Source organism: Halovulum dunhuangense (assembly GCF_013093415.1).
GTDB classification, from domain to species: Bacteria; Pseudomonadota; Alphaproteobacteria; order Rhodobacterales; family Rhodobacteraceae; genus Halovulum; species Halovulum dunhuangense.
This window is the reverse complement of record NZ_JABFBC010000002.1, coordinates 722,640-740,774: the sequence shown is the minus strand read 5'-3', so window position 1 is coordinate 740,774 and position 18,135 is coordinate 722,640. Positions and strand designations below refer to the sequence as shown.

20 protein-coding genes are annotated in these 18,135 nt (G+C 68.3%); 2 read left to right on the top strand and 18 right to left on the bottom strand.

What is annotated here, in order from left to right; all coding sequences use genetic code 11:
• Nucleotides 1-63 precede the first annotated feature (63 nt).
• The 4 genes from HMH01_RS14265 to HMH01_RS14250 all read right to left on the bottom strand — a co-directional run bounded on the left by HMH01_RS14265 (nt 64) and on the right by HMH01_RS14250 (nt 3,892).
• Entirely contained in the window at nt 64-1,005 is a 942-nt protein-coding gene (locus HMH01_RS14265) for a DMT family transporter (protein ID WP_484496821.1), read from the bottom strand.
• The gene (gene dapE / locus HMH01_RS14260; RefSeq protein WP_171326430.1) at nt 998-2,140 is read right to left on the bottom strand and encodes a succinyl-diaminopimelate desuccinylase; all 1,143 of its coding nucleotides are present in this window, start codon (nt 2,138-2,140) and stop codon (nt 998-1,000) included. The genes HMH01_RS14265 and dapE overlap by 8 nt, the downstream gene beginning before the upstream one ends.
• 41 nt (nt 2,141-2,181) lie before the next feature.
• Nucleotides 2,182-3,174: a TIGR00341 family protein gene (locus HMH01_RS14255; RefSeq protein WP_171326429.1), complete on the bottom strand. Its 993-nt coding sequence runs from the start codon at nt 3,172-3,174 to the stop codon at nt 2,182-2,184.
• 61 nt (nt 3,175-3,235) lie between these two features.
• Nucleotides 3,236-3,892, bottom strand: a complete 657-nt coding sequence (locus HMH01_RS14250) for an HAD hydrolase-like protein (protein WP_171326428.1) — start codon at nt 3,890-3,892, stop codon at nt 3,236-3,238.
• A gap of 168 nt (nt 3,893-4,060) precedes the next feature.
• On the opposite strand from HMH01_RS14250, the gene HMH01_RS14245 reads away from it, so the two are divergent.
• Complete coding sequence (locus HMH01_RS14245) at nt 4,061-4,324, top strand: hypothetical protein (RefSeq protein ID WP_171326427.1); 264 nt, start codon at nt 4,061-4,063, stop codon at nt 4,322-4,324.
• A 4-nt stretch (nt 4,325-4,328) separates the two neighbouring features.
• On the opposite strand, the gene pncB is transcribed toward HMH01_RS14245, so the two are convergent.
• The 9 genes from pncB to HMH01_RS14200 form a co-directional block, all read right to left on the bottom strand.
• Nucleotides 4,329-5,621, bottom strand: a complete 1,293-nt coding sequence (gene pncB / locus HMH01_RS14240; RefSeq protein ID WP_171326426.1) for a nicotinate phosphoribosyltransferase — start codon at nt 5,619-5,621, stop codon at nt 4,329-4,331.
• Complete coding sequence (gene pncA / locus HMH01_RS14235) at nt 5,618-6,214, bottom strand: bifunctional nicotinamidase/pyrazinamidase (protein ID WP_171326425.1); 597 nt, start codon at nt 6,212-6,214, stop codon at nt 5,618-5,620. The genes pncB and pncA overlap by 4 nt, the downstream gene beginning before the upstream one ends.
• 49 nt (nt 6,215-6,263) lie before the next feature.
• Complete coding sequence (locus HMH01_RS14230; protein WP_171326424.1) at nt 6,264-7,151, bottom strand: NAD-dependent epimerase/dehydratase family protein; 888 nt, start codon at nt 7,149-7,151, stop codon at nt 6,264-6,266.
• Nucleotides 7,148-7,984 carry a glycosyltransferase gene (locus HMH01_RS14225; RefSeq protein WP_171326423.1) on the bottom strand — a complete coding sequence of 279 codons (837 nt, stop codon included), beginning with the start codon at nt 7,982-7,984 and terminating at the stop codon, nt 7,148-7,150. The genes HMH01_RS14230 and HMH01_RS14225 overlap by 4 nt, the downstream gene beginning before the upstream one ends.
• A 1-nt stretch (nt 7,985) precedes the next feature.
• On the bottom strand, nt 7,986-9,206 hold the full coding sequence (locus HMH01_RS14220; RefSeq protein ID WP_171326422.1) for an NAD-dependent epimerase/dehydratase family protein: 1,221 nt from the start codon (nt 9,204-9,206) through the stop codon (nt 7,986-7,988).
• A 90-nt stretch (nt 9,207-9,296) separates the two neighbouring features.
• On the bottom strand, nt 9,297-9,626 hold the full coding sequence (locus tag HMH01_RS14215; RefSeq protein WP_171326421.1) for a hypothetical protein: 330 nt from the start codon (nt 9,624-9,626) through the stop codon (nt 9,297-9,299).
• Nucleotides 9,627-9,655: 29 nt separating this feature from the next.
• On the bottom strand, nt 9,656-10,795 hold the full coding sequence (locus tag HMH01_RS14210; protein WP_171326420.1) for a hypothetical protein: 1,140 nt from the start codon (nt 10,793-10,795) through the stop codon (nt 9,656-9,658).
• Nucleotides 10,796-10,814: 19 nt separating this feature from the next.
• Nucleotides 10,815-11,642 (bottom strand): 2,3,4,5-tetrahydropyridine-2,6-dicarboxylate N-succinyltransferase, encoded by an 828-nt coding sequence (gene dapD / locus HMH01_RS14205; RefSeq protein WP_171326419.1) that lies wholly within the window; start codon nt 11,640-11,642, stop codon nt 10,815-10,817.
• Nucleotides 11,643-11,727: 85 nt separating this feature from the next.
• Nucleotides 11,728-12,696, bottom strand: a complete 969-nt coding sequence (locus tag HMH01_RS14200; RefSeq protein WP_425483614.1) for a threonine/serine dehydratase — start codon at nt 12,694-12,696, stop codon at nt 11,728-11,730.
• 64 nt (nt 12,697-12,760) lie between these two features.
• Between HMH01_RS14200 and HMH01_RS14195 the strand changes: the two genes are divergently transcribed.
• The gene (locus tag HMH01_RS14195) at nt 12,761-13,582 is read left to right on the top strand and encodes an LOG family protein (RefSeq protein WP_171326418.1); all 822 of its coding nucleotides are present in this window, start codon (nt 12,761-12,763) and stop codon (nt 13,580-13,582) included.
• 3 nt (nt 13,583-13,585) lie between these two features.
• Here HMH01_RS14195 and HMH01_RS14190 read toward each other — a convergent pair whose 3' ends face one another.
• The 5 genes from HMH01_RS14190 to HMH01_RS14170 all read right to left on the bottom strand — a co-directional run bounded on the left by HMH01_RS14190 (nt 13,586) and on the right by HMH01_RS14170 (nt 18,105).
• Entirely contained in the window at nt 13,586-14,527 is a 942-nt protein-coding gene (locus HMH01_RS14190) for an esterase-like activity of phytase family protein (RefSeq protein WP_171326417.1), read from the bottom strand.
• Nucleotides 14,506-15,360, bottom strand: a complete 855-nt coding sequence (gene mepA, locus HMH01_RS14185; protein WP_171326416.1) for a penicillin-insensitive murein endopeptidase — start codon at nt 15,358-15,360, stop codon at nt 14,506-14,508. The genes HMH01_RS14190 and mepA overlap by 22 nt, the downstream gene beginning before the upstream one ends.
• Nucleotides 15,357-16,700 (bottom strand): MFS transporter, encoded by a 1,344-nt coding sequence (locus HMH01_RS14180; RefSeq protein WP_171326415.1) that lies wholly within the window; start codon nt 16,698-16,700, stop codon nt 15,357-15,359. Before HMH01_RS14180 ends, mepA begins: the two co-directional genes overlap by 4 nt.
• Before the next feature lie 9 nt (nt 16,701-16,709).
• On the bottom strand, nt 16,710-17,615 hold the full coding sequence (locus HMH01_RS14175) for a DMT family transporter (protein WP_343035314.1): 906 nt from the start codon (nt 17,613-17,615) through the stop codon (nt 16,710-16,712).
• 79 nt (nt 17,616-17,694) lie between these two features.
• On the bottom strand, nt 17,695-18,105 hold the full coding sequence (locus HMH01_RS14170) for an excinuclease ABC subunit A (RefSeq protein WP_171325357.1): 411 nt from the start codon (nt 18,103-18,105) through the stop codon (nt 17,695-17,697).
• Nucleotides 18,106-18,135: the final 30 nt, after the last annotated feature.

Genomic DNA, 18,135 nt, shown 5'->3' with positions numbered 1-18,135 from the left:
TTCAGGGCAAGGCGTCCCGATGGTGCACGGCGCGCCCCGGGCCTGACCCGGGGCCTCTGGCTGTCAGCCCCGCACCCGCGCCTCGCGCCAGAGCACGAACAGCCCCGAGCCCACGATGATCGCGATGCCGGCCCAGGTCAGCGGTTCGGGGAAATCGCCGAACAGCCAGTAGCCGAACAGCGTGGCCGAGACGATTTCCAGGTACTGGAGCGGTGCAAGGATCGGGGTTGGCGCCCGCGCGAAGGCTGCCACCAGGAACAGGTGCGAGACGGTGGCCACGATCCCGGTGCCCGCCATCAGCGCCCAGCCCCCCGCATCGGGCCAGACCGGTGCGAAGGAGGCCCAGCCGAGCGACGCCCCCACGACCAGCAGCGCTGCCGCGGTCAGGGTCCCGAACAGCCCCGACCAGGCCTGCATCGCGACCGCCCCCTCGGATCCCGACAGGCGGCGGGTCAGCAGGATATAGGCCACGAAGCAGAGTGCGGTGGCCAGCGGCAGGGTCGCCACCCAGCCCAGATCCGCGAAGGACGGGCGCACCACCAGGATCGCGCCCAGAAAACCCACAAGGCACGCCGACAGCCTTCGCCAGCCGACCTCCTCGCCCAGCAGCAGTCCGCCGAGGGCGGTCAGGATCAGGGGGGTGACGAAGAAGATCGCCATCGCGTCGGCCAGTGGCATCGCCTGCACCGCCGCGATGAAGGCGACCGAGGCCAGCGCCATCAGCACGCCCCGTGCCAAGTGCAGGCGCAGGATGCGGGGCGCGGGCAGCCGCAGGCCGGCGGTGAGTGCGACCACGGGGAAAAGCAGAGCCGCCTGCAACGCGAACCGTGCAAGGCTCATCTGCACCGGCGGGATGCTGCCCGCCGCCATCTTGGCCAGGATGTCGATCCAGGGCGCAAGGGCGGCGAAGGCGATCATCAGGCCGATGCCGCTGGCCGTGGCCGAAGCCCCCTGCCGTGGCGGCGGCGGGCCTGCATTGGGCGATATGGGCTGCGGATCAGGCAAAATAGCCGGTCAGGATCCGCCTGTAGATCGCCTTGAGCCGGTGGACATGATCCACCGCGACGCGTTCGTCCACCGCGTGCATCCGCTCGCCCACCAGCCCGAACTCGACCACCGGGCAGTGATCCTTCACGAAGCGCGCATCCGAGGTACCCCCCGAGGTGGAGAGCACCGGGTCGAGCCCGGTTTCCTCTCGCACCGCGCCGGCGATCAGGTCGGACAGATCGCCCGGCGGGGTAAGAAAGGATTCGCCCGAATTGTGGATCCTGAGCGCGATGCCGACGCCGGTCGCCCCGGTCACGGCGCGGGCGTGCTCGTCCAGCCAGCGGGTCAGGCTCTCGCCGCTGTGCAGGTCGTTGTAGCGGATGTTCACGGTGGCGGTGGCGCTGCCGGGGATCACGTTGGTCGCCGGGTTGCCGGCGTCGATGGTGGTGATCTGAAGCGTCGAGGGATCGAAATGGTCGGTGCCCGCATCCAGCGGCGTTTCGGTCAGCCGCCCCATCAGCGCGACCAGCGCGTGCAGCGGGTTCTTCGCCCGGTGCGGATAGGCGGAATGGCCCTGCACGCCGGTTGCGGTGAAGAAGGCGGTCAGCGATCCGCGGCGCCCGATCTTCATCATGTCGCCCAGGCGTTCGGGGCAGGTGGGTTCGCCCACCAGGCAGACATCCATCCGCTCGCCCTGCCGGTCCATCCAGTCGAGGATGGCGACCGTGCCGTGTTCGGCGCCGCCTTCCTCGTCGCCGGTGACGGTGATGACGACCGATCCGTCGGGCGGGGTTTCCCGCACGAAGTCGATGGCGGCGGCGACGAAGGCGGCGACGCCCGACTTCATGTCCGTGGCGCCGCGCCCGTAGAGATAGCCGTCGATGATCTCGGCCCCGAAGGGATCCACGCTCCATTTCTCGCGCGGGCCGGTGGGCACCACGTCGGTGTGGCCGTTGAAGCCGAAGCTGCGTCCGTTGCGGCCGTCGCCCCAGCGCGCGAACAGGTTCGGCGTGCCGCCTCGGTCCACCCGGACGGTGCGGAAGCCGGCCTCGCTCAGCAGGCGGTCGAGAAGTTGCAGGGCGCCGCCCTCCTCGGGGGTGATCGAGGGGCAGCGGACAAGGCGGGCGGTCAGATCGACGGGGTCAATGGTCATGGCGCCGGAGATTGGCCCCGCCGCGCGCGAAGGGCAAGGGGTCAGATCACGTCCCAGAAGACGATGATCGCGCCCATGATCGCCAGCAGGATCACCAGCGCCACCGTGTTCAGCGCCCACGAGGTTTCGGCCCGCCGCAGTTCCGACCAGCGGCGCGGGCGGATGCCCTTCGCGATGAAGACGGCCTGCGCCGAAAGGGTGATGCAGGCCAGGTTTACGACAACGATGAAGCCCGCGCGCGCCGCCTCGAGAAAGGCGCCGCCCGCAAGCAGAAGACCCGCTGCCGCGATGGGCGGCAGGATGGCGGCTGCGACCATGACGCCCACCAGAGGGCTGGATTTCGCGGTCGCGGTGGCCAGCGCCGCCGCCGCGCCCGAGGCCAGCGCCAGTGCCATTGTTCCAAGGCCCACGGGCTGCGCGTAGTCCAGCAGCTCGCTTTCCATGTTGATGGGCAGCACCAGCGCCATCGCCGCGCTGGAGGCGATGCACGCGGCAAAGCCCGCCAGCAGCGACAGGGTGGCGTGCAGGATCAGCCCCCGCAGCCCGAGTGCGACACCAAGCGCCACGCCCATGACGGGCCCGAGAAGCGGCGCGATCACCATGGCGCCGATCACCGCCGCCATCTGGTCGGAGTTGAGCCCGATCGCCGCGACCACCGTGGCAAGCGCCGTCATCAGCAGGAAGTCGGTAGTCAGCGCCGCGTTGCCGCGCACACCGGCAAGGATTTCCTCGCGGGCGGCGGTCCGCGACCGGGTCGCCTGCGCCTCTTTCTCTTCCTCGCTCAGAAGTTCGGGCGCGACCGCCTCGACGGGCAGGATCACCTGGCGCCAGCCCTCCTCTCCCTCGAGGCTTTCGGCGATGCGGTCCATTATGTCCTGCTCCTCGCCCGACTTGGCCAGGACGAACACCTGTTCGCGCTCGTCCCGGATCAGCTCGCTGCGCCACCAGTTCGCCTTGTCCAGGTCGTCAAGCTGCTGGCAGACCCGGTCAGCAAGGCTGTCGGGCAGGATGATCTGGATCAGGCGCGTGCTCATGCCGGGCGCTCCGTGTTGCGGGGGCTTTCATCATGCATGAGCGGCTCTGCACGCCAAGGGCTCAGTCGGCAAGGCCCATCATTTCCGCGGCGATTTCCGCGACTTCCTCGGGGTGGCCGGCCAGCGCATCGGGTTCCGCCAGGTGCAGCTCGCCCTCCTCGCCATAGCCCCACAGCGCGCCGATCGATGGCATGTGGTTGTTGCGCGCGCCGTCGATGTCGAAGCGGCGGTCGCCCAGCATCACCGCCTTGGCGGGGTCGATGCCGGTTTCGGCCAGCGCATGGGCCAGAAGCGCGCTCTTGTCGCCGCGGGTGCCGTCGAGTTCCGCACCGAACAGCCCGTCAATCCAGGAGGATAGGCCGAAATGATCGGCGATCGTCGTGGCATAGGCATGGGGCTTCGACGTGGCGATCCACAGGCCAGCGCCGGTGTCGCGCAGTTCCTCCAGCATCTCGCCCACGCCGTCATAGACCTCGGCCTCGAAAAGCCCCTCGGTGGTGAAACGCTCGCGGTAGAGTGCCACGGCCAGGTCGAGATCCGCGCCGGGCCCGAGCAGCACGGCAAAGCTGTCCCAGAGCGGCGGGCCGATGCACCAGGTCAGTTCTTCGGGCGTCGGGACTTCCGCGCCCAGTTCGCGCAGCGCGTGCTGGATGGAGGTCGTGATGCCCACCTTCGGGTCGATCAGCGTCCCGTCGAGATCTAGAAATACCGCGTCCATGCTGCACCTGCTCTCCTGCCCTGCGTCTTTCGTTAGCGTCGTGCCGGCGGATCGGCAAGCGGGTGGCGTCAAGCATCCGTTAAGCAATCGGGGAAATCCGGGCGGCCTGCGCATTGCCGCGCCGGGTGGGTGCGCGATATCGTCGGCAGAGGTGGAATGGGGGGCGGCATGTTCCTGTACAGGAGCGAGACGGAAGAGGCCTACGAGCAGGACCGGCGGCGGGTGATGGAAGAGATCTTCCGCGCCGTCCTGACCGAGCGGCACCGGGAGATATGCCGTCTTTACGGGCTGCCCGAGGACTGGGCGACCACGCCCGAGCCCCGTGTCCGGGCGCCGCTGACCGCGCCGCGGCAACTGGCCCTGCCCGCGCCCGAGGCGCATGAACGGCCGAAGCCGCCGCGGCACTGGAACGGGCCGTTGCGCGGACGCTGAGGGGTCAGACGATCAGCTCGCCCTCGCGCTGGCTGGTCATGCCGAACACGCGCTTGTAGCGCGCGATCTCGGCCTCCGGCCCCATCGCCTTGGCGTGGTTGTCCGACAGCTTGACGGTGGGCCGCCCGTTCGCCGCGACCGCCTTGCAGACCAGCGAGAACGGGGCGAGCCGGTCGTCGTCGCCCAGGCCGCGGAAATCGTTGGTCAGCAGCGTCCCCCAGCCGAAGCTGAGCTTCACCTTTCCGTGGAACTCGGCGTAAAGCTCGCGGATCTTGGCCACGTCCAGCGCGTCGGAAAAGATGATGAGCTTCTGCCGCGGGTCCTGGCCGTGCGCGGTCCACCAGTCGATCGCGGTGCGCGCGCCTTCGGCCGGATCGCCCGAATCGATGCGCACCCCGGTCCATTCCGTGACCCAGGCCGGCGCGTTCTGCAGAAACGCCCTGGTTCCAAAGGTGTCGGGTAGGATCACCAGCAGGTTGCCGCTGTAATCCTTCTGCCAGTTCTCGAGCACCTTGTAGGGGCTGGCGGCAAGGTCCGCGTCGCTGTCGGTCAGCGCGGCATAGACCATCGGCAGTTCGTGCGCGTTGGTGCCGATCGCCTCGACCTCGCGCCGCAGCGCGATCAGGCAGTTGGAGGTGCCGGCGAAACGCGGACCCAGCCCCTCGATCATGGCCTGCACGCACCAGTCCTGCCACAGGAAGCCATGCCGTCGCCGCGTTCCGAAATCCGAGATGCGCAGGTCGGGCAGATCGCGCAGGCCCTGGATCTTTTCCCAGACGCGGGTCATGGCGCGGGCATAGAGCACCTGAAGGTCCAGCTTGCCCAGGTGCCTCAGCACCGCGCGCGAGCGCAGTTCCATCAGGATGGCAAGCGCCGGCACCTCCCAGAGCATCACCTCGGCCCAGGGACCGTGAAAGGTCAGCTCGTACTGGTCGCCCACGCGTTCGAGGTGGTATTCGGGCATGCGGAACTTCTCGAACCAGTCGATGAAGTCCGGGCTGAACATGCGCTGCTTGCCATAAAAGGTGTTGCCGCGCAGCCAGGTCACTTCGCCCCGGCTGAGGCGCAGCGTGCGGACATGGTCGAGCTGTTCGCGCAATTCCTGTTCCGACACCAGTTCGGCCAGCGGCACATGCTTCGAGCGGTTGATCAGCGAGAAGGTCACCTCGACATCCGGGTGCCGCTTCTGGACCGTCTGGGCCATCATCAGCTTGTAGAAGTCGGTATCGAGCAGCGAGCGGACGATCGGGTCGATCTTCCAGGTGTGGTCGTGGACGCGCTTGGCCAGATCGATCATGCCAGCACCACGCCCGCGGCCTTCATGTCGGCGATGGCCTTGTCCAGAGAGCCGTCCAGATCGATGGCCCGGCTTGCGCCCATCAGGACGGTGGCGCGGAAGCCTTCCTTCACCGCATCCATCGCGGACCAGGCGACGCAGAAATCGGTGGCAAGGCCCGCCAGCGTCACGTCCGTCACGCCGCGGTCGCGCAGGTAGCCGGCAAGCCCCGTGCGCGTCGCCTTGTCGTTCTCGAAAAAGGCCGAGTAGCTGTCGATCGCGGCGCGAAAGCCCTTGCGCAGCACAAGCTGGGCGGGGTCACGCTCCAGCGCCGGATGGAAGGCGGCGCCGCTGGTGCCCTGCACGCAGTGATCGGGCCAGAGCACCTGGGTGCCATAGGGCATCTGCGTGGTGGAGAAGGGGGCCGCGCCCGGATGCTGCGAGGCGAAGGATCGGTGGTCCGCGGGGTGCCAGTCCTGGGTCAGCACCACCACGTCGAAATCGGCCATGATGGCGTTGATCGGGCCGACGACCTGATCCCCCTCGGCCACGGCCAGCGCGCCGCCGGGGCAGAAGTCGTTTTGCACGTCGATGACCAGAAGCGCCTTGCCCATGGGAAAACTCCGCGTGTTTCAGGGCTTTTCACCGCTGGCGCGGCGCGGGTCAAGGGCAGGCATTGCCGGGCGGGTGGGGCAGAAGCCGCGGCAGCGTCGCCTGGAGCAGGGGCCAGCCGCCGGGCTGCCAGCCAAGCGCGCCCAGTCCCGCACAGTCGAGCGGGCTGACCCGCGTGGCATCGGCGCGGGGCGGCGGCGGGTGCGGGCTGCCGGCAAGGCGCGCGACATGGCTCAGCAGGTCGTGCCGGTCGAGGGTGATGTCCGAGGCATGAAAGGCGCGGCCTGTCACGGTCTGGGCCGAGGCTTCCAGCAGCAGCAGGACCGCAGCGGCCAGATCCTGGGCGTGCAGTTCCGTTCCGACACGCGGCGCGATGGGTTGCCCGCGCAGGAAATCGGCGAACAGCCCCGCCCATTTGTGGGCCCGGTCGGGCGGGGGCGGGCCATAGACGCCCGTGGCGCGCAGCGTGAGAGGGGCGAAGGAGGGCGTGGCCAGGGCTGTGATCGCGGCCTCTGTCTCTGCCTTGAGCCGTCCGTAAAGCGAGGCGGGGGCAGGGGCCATGTCCTCGGTCAGCAGGGTGCCGGGCGCGCAGGCGTCAAAGACGGCGCGGCTGGACAGGAACACCGCGCGCGGGATGTCTGCCGCGCGCGCGGCGCGGAACAGGGCCAGGGTGCCATTCAGGTTGCGCCTGCGAAAGCCGTCGGGATCCTCGCCCTCGCCGCCACGGTAGCGCCCCGGCACATGGTCGAATGCGGCGTGGATCAGGGCATCCGCCGCTGGCAGCCGCTCTGGCGGGGCGTCCAGCGTGAAGTGCAGCCACTCTGCCCCGGGGACGGGGCGGCGGGCCAGATGCGTGACCTGCCAGCCCCGTGCGCGAAGCGCCTGCGTGACGGGGTGGCCGACAAGGCCGGTGCCGCCGGTGATGAGCGCGCGCCTCATGGCGCGGGGTTTTCGAGGCGGTCCAGCGCGGGGGGCTCGCCCGCCTCATAGGCATGCCAGAGGTCGATCAGGGGCTTGAGTTGCGCGCGGCGGGGGTTGTCCGTCTCCCACGGCTTTTCGTACTGGTAGTGCAGCACCCGGATCGAGCGCCAGTCCCACAGCGCGGGCATGTTGAACCAGACATACTGGAGCATGTTGCAGAACACCGGCAGCCCGTGCCAGCCGGGGAAATATTCCTGGAGGAAAGTCTGGTCGGTCCGCCGCCAGAAGGCGCCCGGAACATCGAGCCGCGCCAGCATGTCGCGATAGGTGGCGGACGAGGGGCGCGCCACGAACACGCCGGAGTTCAGCCGGTGAAAGTCGGCAAGGCTTTCATAGACATTGGGCGCGGCCGAGAACTCGGGGTAGTCGAACAGATTGTCGATGTTGCGCAGCACCAGCGCGTCGGCGTCGATGAACACCACGCGGCGGTACTCCTCCAGCTGCCAGAGCCGGAGCTTGATGAAATTGTCGAGCGGCGTGTGAAAGGGCGGCTTGCGGCCCTTGGTGAAGGGGGCCGCGCCATGCACCGCCTGGCGCGCATGGGCCGCGTTGAACGCGTCCGAGGTGGGCAGCACGTCCGCCGCGATCAGCCGCGCGCCCCGGTCTGCCAGCCGCGCGAGGGCTGCGTGCGACACGCCGCCGGTGTGCAGCACCACCAGGTCGGCCTGCGTGCCGGACAGCCGCAGCGCGTTCAGCAGCGCGCCCGCGCCGCGCGCGTAGCCGTCATTGGTGACCAGCGTGACAAAGGCGTGAGGCGCTGCGGCAGGCCGCGCCGGGGTCAGTCCATCCATGTCAGGAGACGGATTTCAGCGCCTTGCCCTCGGGGTCGCGTTCCACCTTGCGGGCGATGTCGCGGGTCCAGGCGGAAACCGACGGGATGCGCGAGCGGTCCACGCGGTAGGCGAATTTCCTGGCCACGTCGACCACCTCCTCCAGAAGCCCCTCCCGAAGCGTGGTCGGGTTCAGGCCCAGTGACAGGAACTGCTCGTTCTTCACCACCAGGTCGTTCTCGGGCGCTTCCTTGCGGGGGTTCGGAAGCCACGCGATCCGGGCGCCGGTCAGGCGCGAGACAAGCTCTGCCAGGTCGCGCACGCGGTGGGTTTCGGTCATCTGGTTGAATATGCGCACCCGGTCGCCCGCCTTTGGCGCGTCAGACAGCGCCAGCTCGATGCAGCGGACCGAGTCCTGGATATGGATGAAGGCCCGCGTCTGCCCCCCGGTGCCGTGCACGGTCAGCGGGTAGTCGATCGCCGCCTGGATCAGGAACCGATTCAGCACGGTGCCGTAATCGCCATCATAATCGAAGCGGTTGATGAGCTGCGGATGGCGGCGTGTCTGTTCGGTATGGGTGCCCCAGACGATGCCCTGGTGCAGGTCGGTGATCCTGAGGCCGTCATTCTGGGCATAGAACTGGAACAGGATCTGATCGAGGCTCTTGGTCATGTGATAGACCGATCCGGGCCGCGTCGGGTAAAGGATCTCCTGCTCTGCCTCGGCGCCGTCCATTGTGGCGATCCTGACCGGCAGATACCCCTCGGGGATGGCGGCGCCCACGGTCGAGTAGCCATAGACGCCCATCGTGCCCAGGTGCACCAGATGCGCGTCGATGCCCGTCTCGACCATCGCCGACAGCAGGTTATGCGTGCCCGAGACGTTGTTGTTGACGGTATAGACCTTGTGCCGGTCGGACTTCATCGAATAGGGCGCGGCGCGCTGTTCGGCGAAGTGGATTATCGCGTCGGGCCGGTGTTCGGCCAGCCACCGCTTCAGGATCTCGTAATCCTTCGCGATGTCGATCAGGTGGAAATGGATCCGCCGCCCGGTTTCCTGGTGCCAGATCCGGGTGCGTTCCTGGATCGAGTCCATCGGCGTCAGTGACTGCACGCCGAGTTCCGTGTCGATCCAGCGGCGCGACAGGTTGTCGAGGATATGCACCTCGTGGCCCTTGTCGGACAGGTGCAGCGTGGTGGGCCAGCCGCAGAAGCCGTCGCCGCCCAGAACCGCGATTTTCATGGTGATACCCCCCTGTTGGCCGGATCGTCGGGAAATCTAGCATTAGCGGCAGGAGTTTACAGCTTCGTGACGGTTCCGTCGCGGCGGTGGTCAGTCTTCCGCCGATCCGTCGAAGGGTGTCATCTGCGCCACGATCACCGAGTTCTCGTCCAGTGCCCGCTGCATCAGCGAGCGTTCCTCGTCGCCGATCTCGGCACCGTCGGCGAGCTGTTCCTCCAGCGTGCCGTAGCCCGTCACGTCGAGCGGCGCTAGGTCCGCCTGTTTCAGGATCGCCACCGTCTCGCGCACGGCCTCTGCCTCGTCCACGCCTGAAGCGTAGCACAGAAGTGCCGCGCCGGTGCTGCCCTCGGGCAGACCGTCGCCGTCCTTGCGGCCGACCTCGACCAGCAGCGTATAGACCTTGTGCTTCTCGCCGGGCATTCTTGTCACCTTTCTGGCAAGGCGTGGTGTCAGGGCATGGTTCCGACATAGGCTCGCCGCAGGGTTTCGACTTGCCGCGCCACTGCGTTTCGCAGATCGCCTTCTGGCAGGTTCTGCATAATGTCCACCATGAAAATCAGATCGTTCCGTATCTTCGACATCTTTCGCGGCTTCGCGAGCCCATCCAGGGCGTCGATGATGGATACTTTCTGCGCGAAGATATCCGGCTCGGATCCTCCGGCGGCTATGAAGTTCAGCCGTGTCCGGATGCATTTCGGGCAAGCGCCGCAGCTGCCACCGCTATCGGTCTGCCAGCAGACCGATAGATGAGGCACAAGTTCGGGCGCCTCTCTCATCAGCACTCCGATCTTGTCGGTTCGGCCGTACTCCGCACCCACCGGGATCATGGGCAGAAGTGCGGTGCCCATCTTCTCCGTCAGGGCGATGCTTGAACCCCAGGGATGCGCGATGTGATCCTGTCCCCGGGTGAAGTCCATCGCGAGAGCGGCCTTGCCGATCAAGGGCGCACAGTAATGGAGCCCCATCGCGAGGCATAATCCGTGCAGGAGTTCCCATTTGACCCCGGTCGCGCGAATGTCGGTTTCCAGCGTTACAAGAGTTATACCCAGAAGATCCGCCTGTGCCTGCACGCGTTGGCGGAGGTCCAGGAATGACGGATGGGTGAAATCCGGATAGTCGAATCCGGCAATCAGTACACCGTGCGTCAGCTCGCCCCGAGCCTTGAGTTCGACGGCGGCCGCAAGCGAGTCGGTGCCGCCTGACAAGCACAAGGCTGTACCGGTCGCCTTGCGCGGTTGTGGCTCTTCAACAACGTGCCGCGCTTCAACACGAAGCGGCGCAAGTCTCGGTATGCTCCAGAGTTCGTAGAGGTTGGCGATGCCTTTGATCGTGTCCACCCCGGCTTGGCTGACCGGGGCATCGAGACTGATCGCCATGTTGCGCGACATGGAAATCGCCGCCAGGCCAAACAGGACGAAATCGAAATGCTCCCGCTGACCGAGGTCATGCTCCGGGCTACGAATCTGAAAGGATGCCGGGCCACATAGAACCCGGACATCATTGCCCGTGGCATCAATCGTTGCGGTGACATGCGCAGGTTTGCGCCTGTTCCTGTGATAATGCCACAGCTTCTTTATGCGATCACGCATGCCGGATCCTCGCGCGTGATCAGTCCCGGAGCAGGTCGTTGATCGAGGTCTTGGAGCGGGTCTTTTCGTCCACCCGCTTCACGATCACGGCGCAATACAGGTTCACGCCGTTCTTCGAGGGCATGGAGCCCGCGACGACGACCGAATAGGGCGGCACCTCGCCATACATGACCGCGCCGGTCTCGCGGTCGACGATCTTGGTGGACTTGCCGATGAACACGCCCATGCCCAGCACCGAACCCTCGCGCACGATGCAGCCCTCGACCACCTCGGAGCGGGCGCCGATGAAGCAGTTGTCCTCGATGATGGTGGGGCCGGCCTGCATCGGCTCCAGCACGCCGCCGATGCCGACGCCGCCCGAGAGGTGCACGTTCTTGCCGATCTGCGCGCACGACCCGACGGTGGCCCAGGTGTCGACCATGGTCCCCTCGTCGACATAGGCGCCGAGGTTCACGAAGCTGGGCATCAGCACCACACCCTTCGCGATATAGGCCGAGCGGCGCACGACGCAGTTCGGAACGGCGCGGAAGCCCGCGGCCCGCCACTCGGCATCGCCCCAGCCCTTCCACTTGCTGTCCACCTTGTCCCACCAGGCGCCACCCTGGGGGCTGCCGTCCTGGCGTTCCATGTCCTTCAGACGGAAGCCCAGCAGAACCGCCTTCTTCGCCCACTGGTTGACCTGCCAGTCGCCGTTCTCGGCACGCTCGGCCACGCGCAGCTGCCCGCTGTCGAGCGCGTCGAGCGTCGCCTCGATGGCGTCGCGGGTCTCGCCCCTGGTGGCGGGGGTGATCTCGGCCCGGGTCTCCCAGGCGGCCTCGATCGCTTTTTCCAGTTGCGCGGTGTCCATGTCGCTGATCCCTCCGGTGCGGGTTTCGCCCAAGTTGGCGCTGCGTATAGAGGCTTGGGGGGCTTGCTGCAATCGCGCGTGCGCCTCAGCCATCCGCAAGCGGATCCGGCGCGATGTTGCCGCCGCAGACCAGCACCGCGACCCGTTCGCCCGGCGCGGGGCGGTAGGCGCCCGAAACGAGCGCGGCGAGCGCCGTTGTGCCGCCCGGCTCTACCAGCTGGCGCATCCCGCGCCAGAGCAGACGCTGCGCCTTGGCGATGGCGTCGTCGGGCACGGTCACGACGGTCGTGTCCAGCGCGGTGGCAAGCCCGTAGGCGATGCGCCCGATGCGTCGCGCGCCCAGCGCGTTGGCCGCGATCCCCGAGACGTCGGTTTCCGTGTCCGGGCCGTGCAGGAGCGCGTTGCGCAGCGTCGCGGCCTGTTCGGGCTCGACCGCCACCACCTTGCGCGCGGACCCGAACCAGCCCAGGGCCCCGGCGATCAGCCCACCGCCGCCGACCGCGATCAGCACCGTGTCGGCGGACAGGCCCTGCGTTTCCCATTCGCGGGCCAGCGTGCCCTGTCCCGCCACGGTGGCCGGCGCGTCATAGGCATGGATCTGCACCGCCCCGGTTTCGGCCTCGAAGGCCTGCGCCGCGGCCAGCGCCTCGGCATAGGCGCCGGGCACAACGGTCAGCCGCGCGCCGCTCTCGCGGATAAGGGCGATCTTTGCGGGGCCCGCTATCTCGGGCACGAAGACCTGGGCCGGGATGCCCAGCCGGGCCGCGGCGAAGGCCACCGCCGCGCCGTGATTGCCGCCCGAGGCGGCGACGATGCCCGCCGGCGGGATCCCGCCCGCAAGCAGCGTGTTGAACGCGCCACGGGCCTTGAAGCTGCCCGAGTGCTGAAGCTGCTCGAGCTTGAGTTCGACGGGCGCGCCAAGGCCCGGCAGCTCGGCCTGGGTCACGGGGGTGCGGCGCACATGGCCCTCGATCCGGGCGGCGGCGCGCGCGATTTCGGCGCGAAGATGCTCTGGCTGCATGTCCCATGCTCCCGCAAGGCTGTGACTGGTCATCGTGCAGGCCAGCCTATAGAGCTTGGCGCAAGCTAGGCGCAATCGCGCGAGAGGGACCAATCGCATGACCGACCAGTTTCCGCAGCACAGGTTTCCCAAGGCCGACGAGGATATCAGCACCGCGCGCCATGTGCCGGACACGCCCCAGACGCGGGCGCCGACCTATCGCCTGGCCTTTGCCGATCCGGAGTTCCTGCTGCGCGACGAACTGCGCCCGGTGCGGTTGCAGCTGGAACTGCTGAAGCCGGAACTGGCGCTGAACGCGGCCGGGATCGTGTCCACCATCGTGATGTTCGGCGGCGCCCGCATCCCCGCGCCCGAGGACAGCCACAAGGCGCGCACCAAGACGCTGGCGGAGCTGTCCTACTACTACGCCCAGGCCGAGGAATTCGCCCGGCTCTGCACGCTGGAGAGCCTGAAGAGCGGGTGCAAGGAGAATGTCATCATCTCGGGCGGTGGCCCCGGCGTGATGGAGGCGGGCTGCCGCGGGGCGGAACGCGCGGGCGGCAAGAACATAAGCCTCAACATCGTGCTGCCGCATGAACAGGCGCCGAACCTGCACGCGACGCCCGAATTCTGTTTCAACTTCCATTATTTCGCGATCCGCAAGATGCATTTCCTGATGCGGGCCAAGGCGATCACCGCCTTTCCGGGGGGCTTCGGCACGCTGGACGAGTTGTTCGAGACGCTGACCCTGGTGCAGACCGGGCGGATGAAGCCGCTGCCGATCCTGTTGTTCGGGCGCAGCTTCTGGGAACGGGTGGTGAACTGGCAGGCGCTGGCCGAGGCGGGGACGATCTCGGACCACGACCTGAGCCTGTTCCACTATGTCGACACGGCGGAAGAAGCCTTCGCTTTCATCCGCGACTGGCAGCCGCCTACCTGACCGTCATTGCGTCGGCGGCGTGGTGTCGCCGCGCAGGATCGGGCGCGGCGGTTGGGGCGCGTCCAGCCGGAATTCCACGATCTCTGTCCGTTGCAGGATGCTGTTGTTGTCGTCGGAAATGACGGTGACGCGGATCCGGCCCTGCGGATCGCGCCAGACCGAGATACCCTCGAGATTGTCATATGTGCCGAGCGGGCTTTCGAGCAGGATCAGCTCGTCCCGGAGTCCGTCCGGGTTGATGCGGAAGCTGCGGATGCGGCTGGAAAAGCTGAGAAGCCCGTTCCAGTGCCGCTCGAGCAGGTAGAGCCTGCCGTCCGGGCCCAGATCGGCCCCCGTCACCAGGTGTGGCGGGCGGCGCGGAACGGTGAAGGCCACGTCCCAGCGCGTGCCGTCGAACCGGTAGACCGGGAAGGGACGGTCCAGTTCGCCCGAGCGTTCTGGGATCGCGTGGATCGCCCCGTCTGGCCCGGTGAACAGCGCCTCGAGGCCGGAATTGTTCTGTAGCGCGCGAAACGCGGCCGGGATCGGCAGCGGGTCGGCCGGGCCGGCCAGGTCGGCATAGGCCCAGACGCGGTGATTGGCCTCGAACGAGATATGCAGCCGCCCGTCGGGCCCCAGCGTGACGCCCTCGGCATCCACGTCGTAGCGGCGCACCGACGCGCCCCGCGGATCGAGCAGCGGCCCCGAGGCAAGCAGCGAGACGCCCGTCAGCCGCCCCTCGGTCCTTTCGAGCTGGCCCGTGACGAAGAACCCCTTGTCGTTGACGGCGACGAAGCGGTTGCCATCAGGATCGAGCGCGAGGCCAGAGAGCGAGGCGACAGCCCGGTCGCCCGCGCGCCAGGTGATCGCCGCCTCCTGAACCAGCGCCGGCGGTGCGGGCTGGGCGTCGGCGCATCCCGCGGCCAGCCAGGCCAGGGCCGCGATCAGCGCAGGATGGCGGCGCATTGCTGGGGCAGGTCGGCAAGGGTCAGGTCGCGCCGCGGCTCGGGGGGTGGGGCGTTCGGGTCGGGCTTGGCGGGCTCCAGCGCCTCGGTCACCCACCAGACCGCGTCGGCGCAGCCATCTCCCGGCGGGATCGGATCCTGCTCGACGCAACCCGCGGCACCCGCGGGGCAGTTCAGCCGGACATGGAAATGGGTGTTGTGACCCCACCATGGGCGGATCTTGCGCAGATAGGCCCGGTCGCCCGTCTCGTCGGCGCACATGCGCAGCTTGACCGGGGGCGTGACGAAGATCCGCGCGACCGCGGGGTCGCTGGCGGCGGCACGCAGCAGGCGGTGATGGCTGTCGGTCCAGTTGCCGTTGACGTTGCGCTGGTCGGGCGTGCGCACGTCGATCGAGGAGATACGCTCGCGCTCGGCCCGGGTCAGGTCGAGGCGGTCGGGCGGCAGCATCCAGATATCCATGTCGAGCCCCATCTGGTGGCTGGCATGGCCGGTCAGCATCGGCCCCCCGCGCGGCTGCGAGATGTCGCCGACATAGATGCCGTTCCAGCCGATGCGCTGGGCGGCAATCGACAGCCGCTGGACGAAGCGGATGGTTTCGGGATGACCCCAGTTGCGGTTGCGCGACAGGCGCATCGCCTGCCAGGAGGGGCCGGTCTCGGGCAGTTCCACGGCCCCGGCAAGACAGCCCGCGGAATAGCTGCCGAACGGGGCGGGCGCGTGTTCCGACGGCGTGGCGGCTGCGCCGAAAAGCTGTTTCGCGGGGGTCTGTGCGCCGGCCGGATATGCCAGGGCAGCGCAAAACGCGAGGCTGGCCAGAAGGGATCGGATCATGCTCGGGCCTCTTGATGGGGTTTGACCCAGTATAGCAGACCCAGCCCCAGCGCGAAGAGCGCAATCACCGGGCTGACGCCAAGGGCCTGGCTGCCGCTGGCCGTGGTGGCAATCCCGATCAGAAGGGGCGCAAGGAAGGCGGTCGCCCGGCCTGACAGCGCGTAAAGCCCGAAGGCCTCGGTCATTGGCAGGCGGTGTTCGGCCAGATGCACCAGCATGGTGCGCGACGCGGCCTGAAGCGATCCGCCCGCCGCGCCGAGCATGGCCCCGCAGAGAAAGAAGGTGATGTCGGGCAGGCGGCTTTCGGCAGCGACCGGGATCAGCAACACCGCCGTGCGCGAGGTGGCAAGGGCTGCGCAGGCGACCGCGATCAGCGCAACGATCGAACTGGCGATCACCGGCCGCGGGCCGAAGGCGCGGTCGGCGCGGCCGCCGACCCATGCGCCAAGCGCGCCGGTCAGGGCGGCGACGATGCCGAAGAGCCCAAGCTCGGTCAGCCCCCAGCCCAGCACCCCCGCGGCATAGATGCCACCAAAGGCGAACAGCCCCGCCAGCCCGTCGCGGTAGACCATCGACGCGAGCAGGTAGCGCCAGAGCGCGGTATGCCGTGGCAGCCGCCCAAGGGTGCCGCGCAGTGACCGCAGCCCGTGGCCGATGGCCGGACCCAGCGCCATCCGGCGCGCCGCGTCGGGGGTGTAGAGGAAAAGGGGCAGGGCGAAGACCAGGAACCAGAGGGCCGAGAGGGGGCCGGTGGCGCGGGCCGGCTCGCCGCTGGCGGGGTCGAGGCCGAAAAGCGGCGGCAACCCGATAAGCGTGACGTCGCTCGCCCCCGCCGGTGCGAGGAACATCAGCACCAGGATCAGCGCCAACACGCCGCCAAGATAGCCCATGGCCCAGCCCGAGCCCGAGATGCGCCCGATTTCCTGCCGCGGGCCGAGGTCGGGCAGCATCGCGTTCGAGAAGATCAGCGCGAATTCCGACCCGAGAAAGGCCAGCACGAAGAACACCATCACCGGCCAGAGCGGCGCCACGCCCGGCGCGGCCAGCCAGAGCCCGCAGCACCCTATGGCGCAGAGCAGCGTGAAACCACCGATCCAGGGCTTGCGCCGGCCGCTTGCATCCGCCACCGCGCCCAGAACCGGCGCCAGAAGCGCCACGCTGAGCCCCGCGACCAGGTTCATGTCGGCCCAGAGCGCCTGGCCCGCGACGGGGTCGCCCACCACCTGCGCGGCGAAATAGGGGCCGAAGATGAAGGTGATGATCAGGGTGTGAAAGGGCTGGTTGGCCCAGTCGAAGAGCATCCAGGCACGCGCGCCGCGGGAAAGGCGGGGGGTGGCCATGCGACGCCCCTAGCGCAGCGGCTGGCGCATGGCCACCGCGCGCCGCGCCACGCGCTGTTCGCGCCAGAAGGTGAAGAGCCCGGTCGCCACGATCAGCGCCGCCCCGATCAGGGTCAGCGTGTCGGGGATATCTCCGAACACGACGACGCCCAGGATCAGCGCCCAGAGCAGGATCGAATAGCGGAACGGGGCGACGAAGGCGATGTCGCCCACCCGCATGGAACTGACCGAAAAGGTGTAGCCGACGATCAGGCAGGCGGCGGATATGGCCAGCGGGATCAGCGTGGCCGGGCCCACCTGCGGAAACGGCGCGGTCAGGCTGCCGATCGCGCCGGTAAGCGTGATGACGACCGAGGTGACGAGCGCCACGAGCAGCGACGGTGCGCCCCTGGAAAGCTGCCGCGTGAGCAGGTCGCGGAAGACGATGGCGATGACGGTGCCCACGGCGAAGATGGCGTAGGGGTTGAAGCTGTCCGCGCCGGGCCGGATGATCAGAAGCACGCCTGAAAAGCCGATCGCCAGCGCGACACCGCGCTTCCAGCCGACGGGTTCGGCCAGGAACAGCGCGGCGGCCAGCGTCACGGCGAGAGGTGCCGATTGCAGGATCGCCGTGGTCGAGGCGATGGGCATGTTCGCCAGCGCGGTCAGGAAGGTGACGGTCGAGGCGACCTCGGCGATGGAGCGCAGGGTGATCAGCCCCGCGTCCCGCCGCTGCGGGCGCCAGCGCAGCGCGCCGCTGGCCCAGGCCAGCAGGAACAAGGCCACCACGGTGAATATCCCGCGGATCAGCATGGCCGGATAGAGCGGCAGTTCCGCCAGCGCCGTCTTCATCGCCGCATCGTTGAAGCCGAATCCGGCCATCGCCAGCGTCATGTAGAGCGCGCCGCGCAGGTTGTCGGAAGTGGGTGTGGTCACGGCAGGCGGCTCCGGGGGGTACTGCCTGCGGGGGTAGCAGGCGCGCGCGGACTTGGGAAGATCGCGCGCGCCGAAGGGCTCAGTTCAGAAGATCGTTCCAGGCGCCCAGCGTCCGGACCAGAAGTCCGGTCGCGGCGACCGCCTCGACCACCTCGTTGTCGATCCGCAGGTAGACGTTGCCGTCCCGCAGGGGCGGCAGGCCACGGCGTTCGTAATCGCGCAGGATCACATATTCGCGGGTCGGCAGCCGCTCTCCCAGGCGGTAGTAGCGGCCGTCGATCTCGATCACGACGTCATCGCGGTCGCGGTCGCGGTCGCGGTCCCTGTCCCCGCCGCGCTTGGCAAGGCCCGGGGGCACGCAGGGCGGATCCTTTTTCGCCAGGCCCGGCGGGCAGCCGCGCGGCTGCGCCTGTGCCTGGGGCGCGGCGGCCAGCAACAGCAGGGCCGCCGGCAGCGCCAGGATGCCGGCGCGCATGAGTCCATGGAGCATGGGGAACACTCCTTTCCTTGATCCAACTCC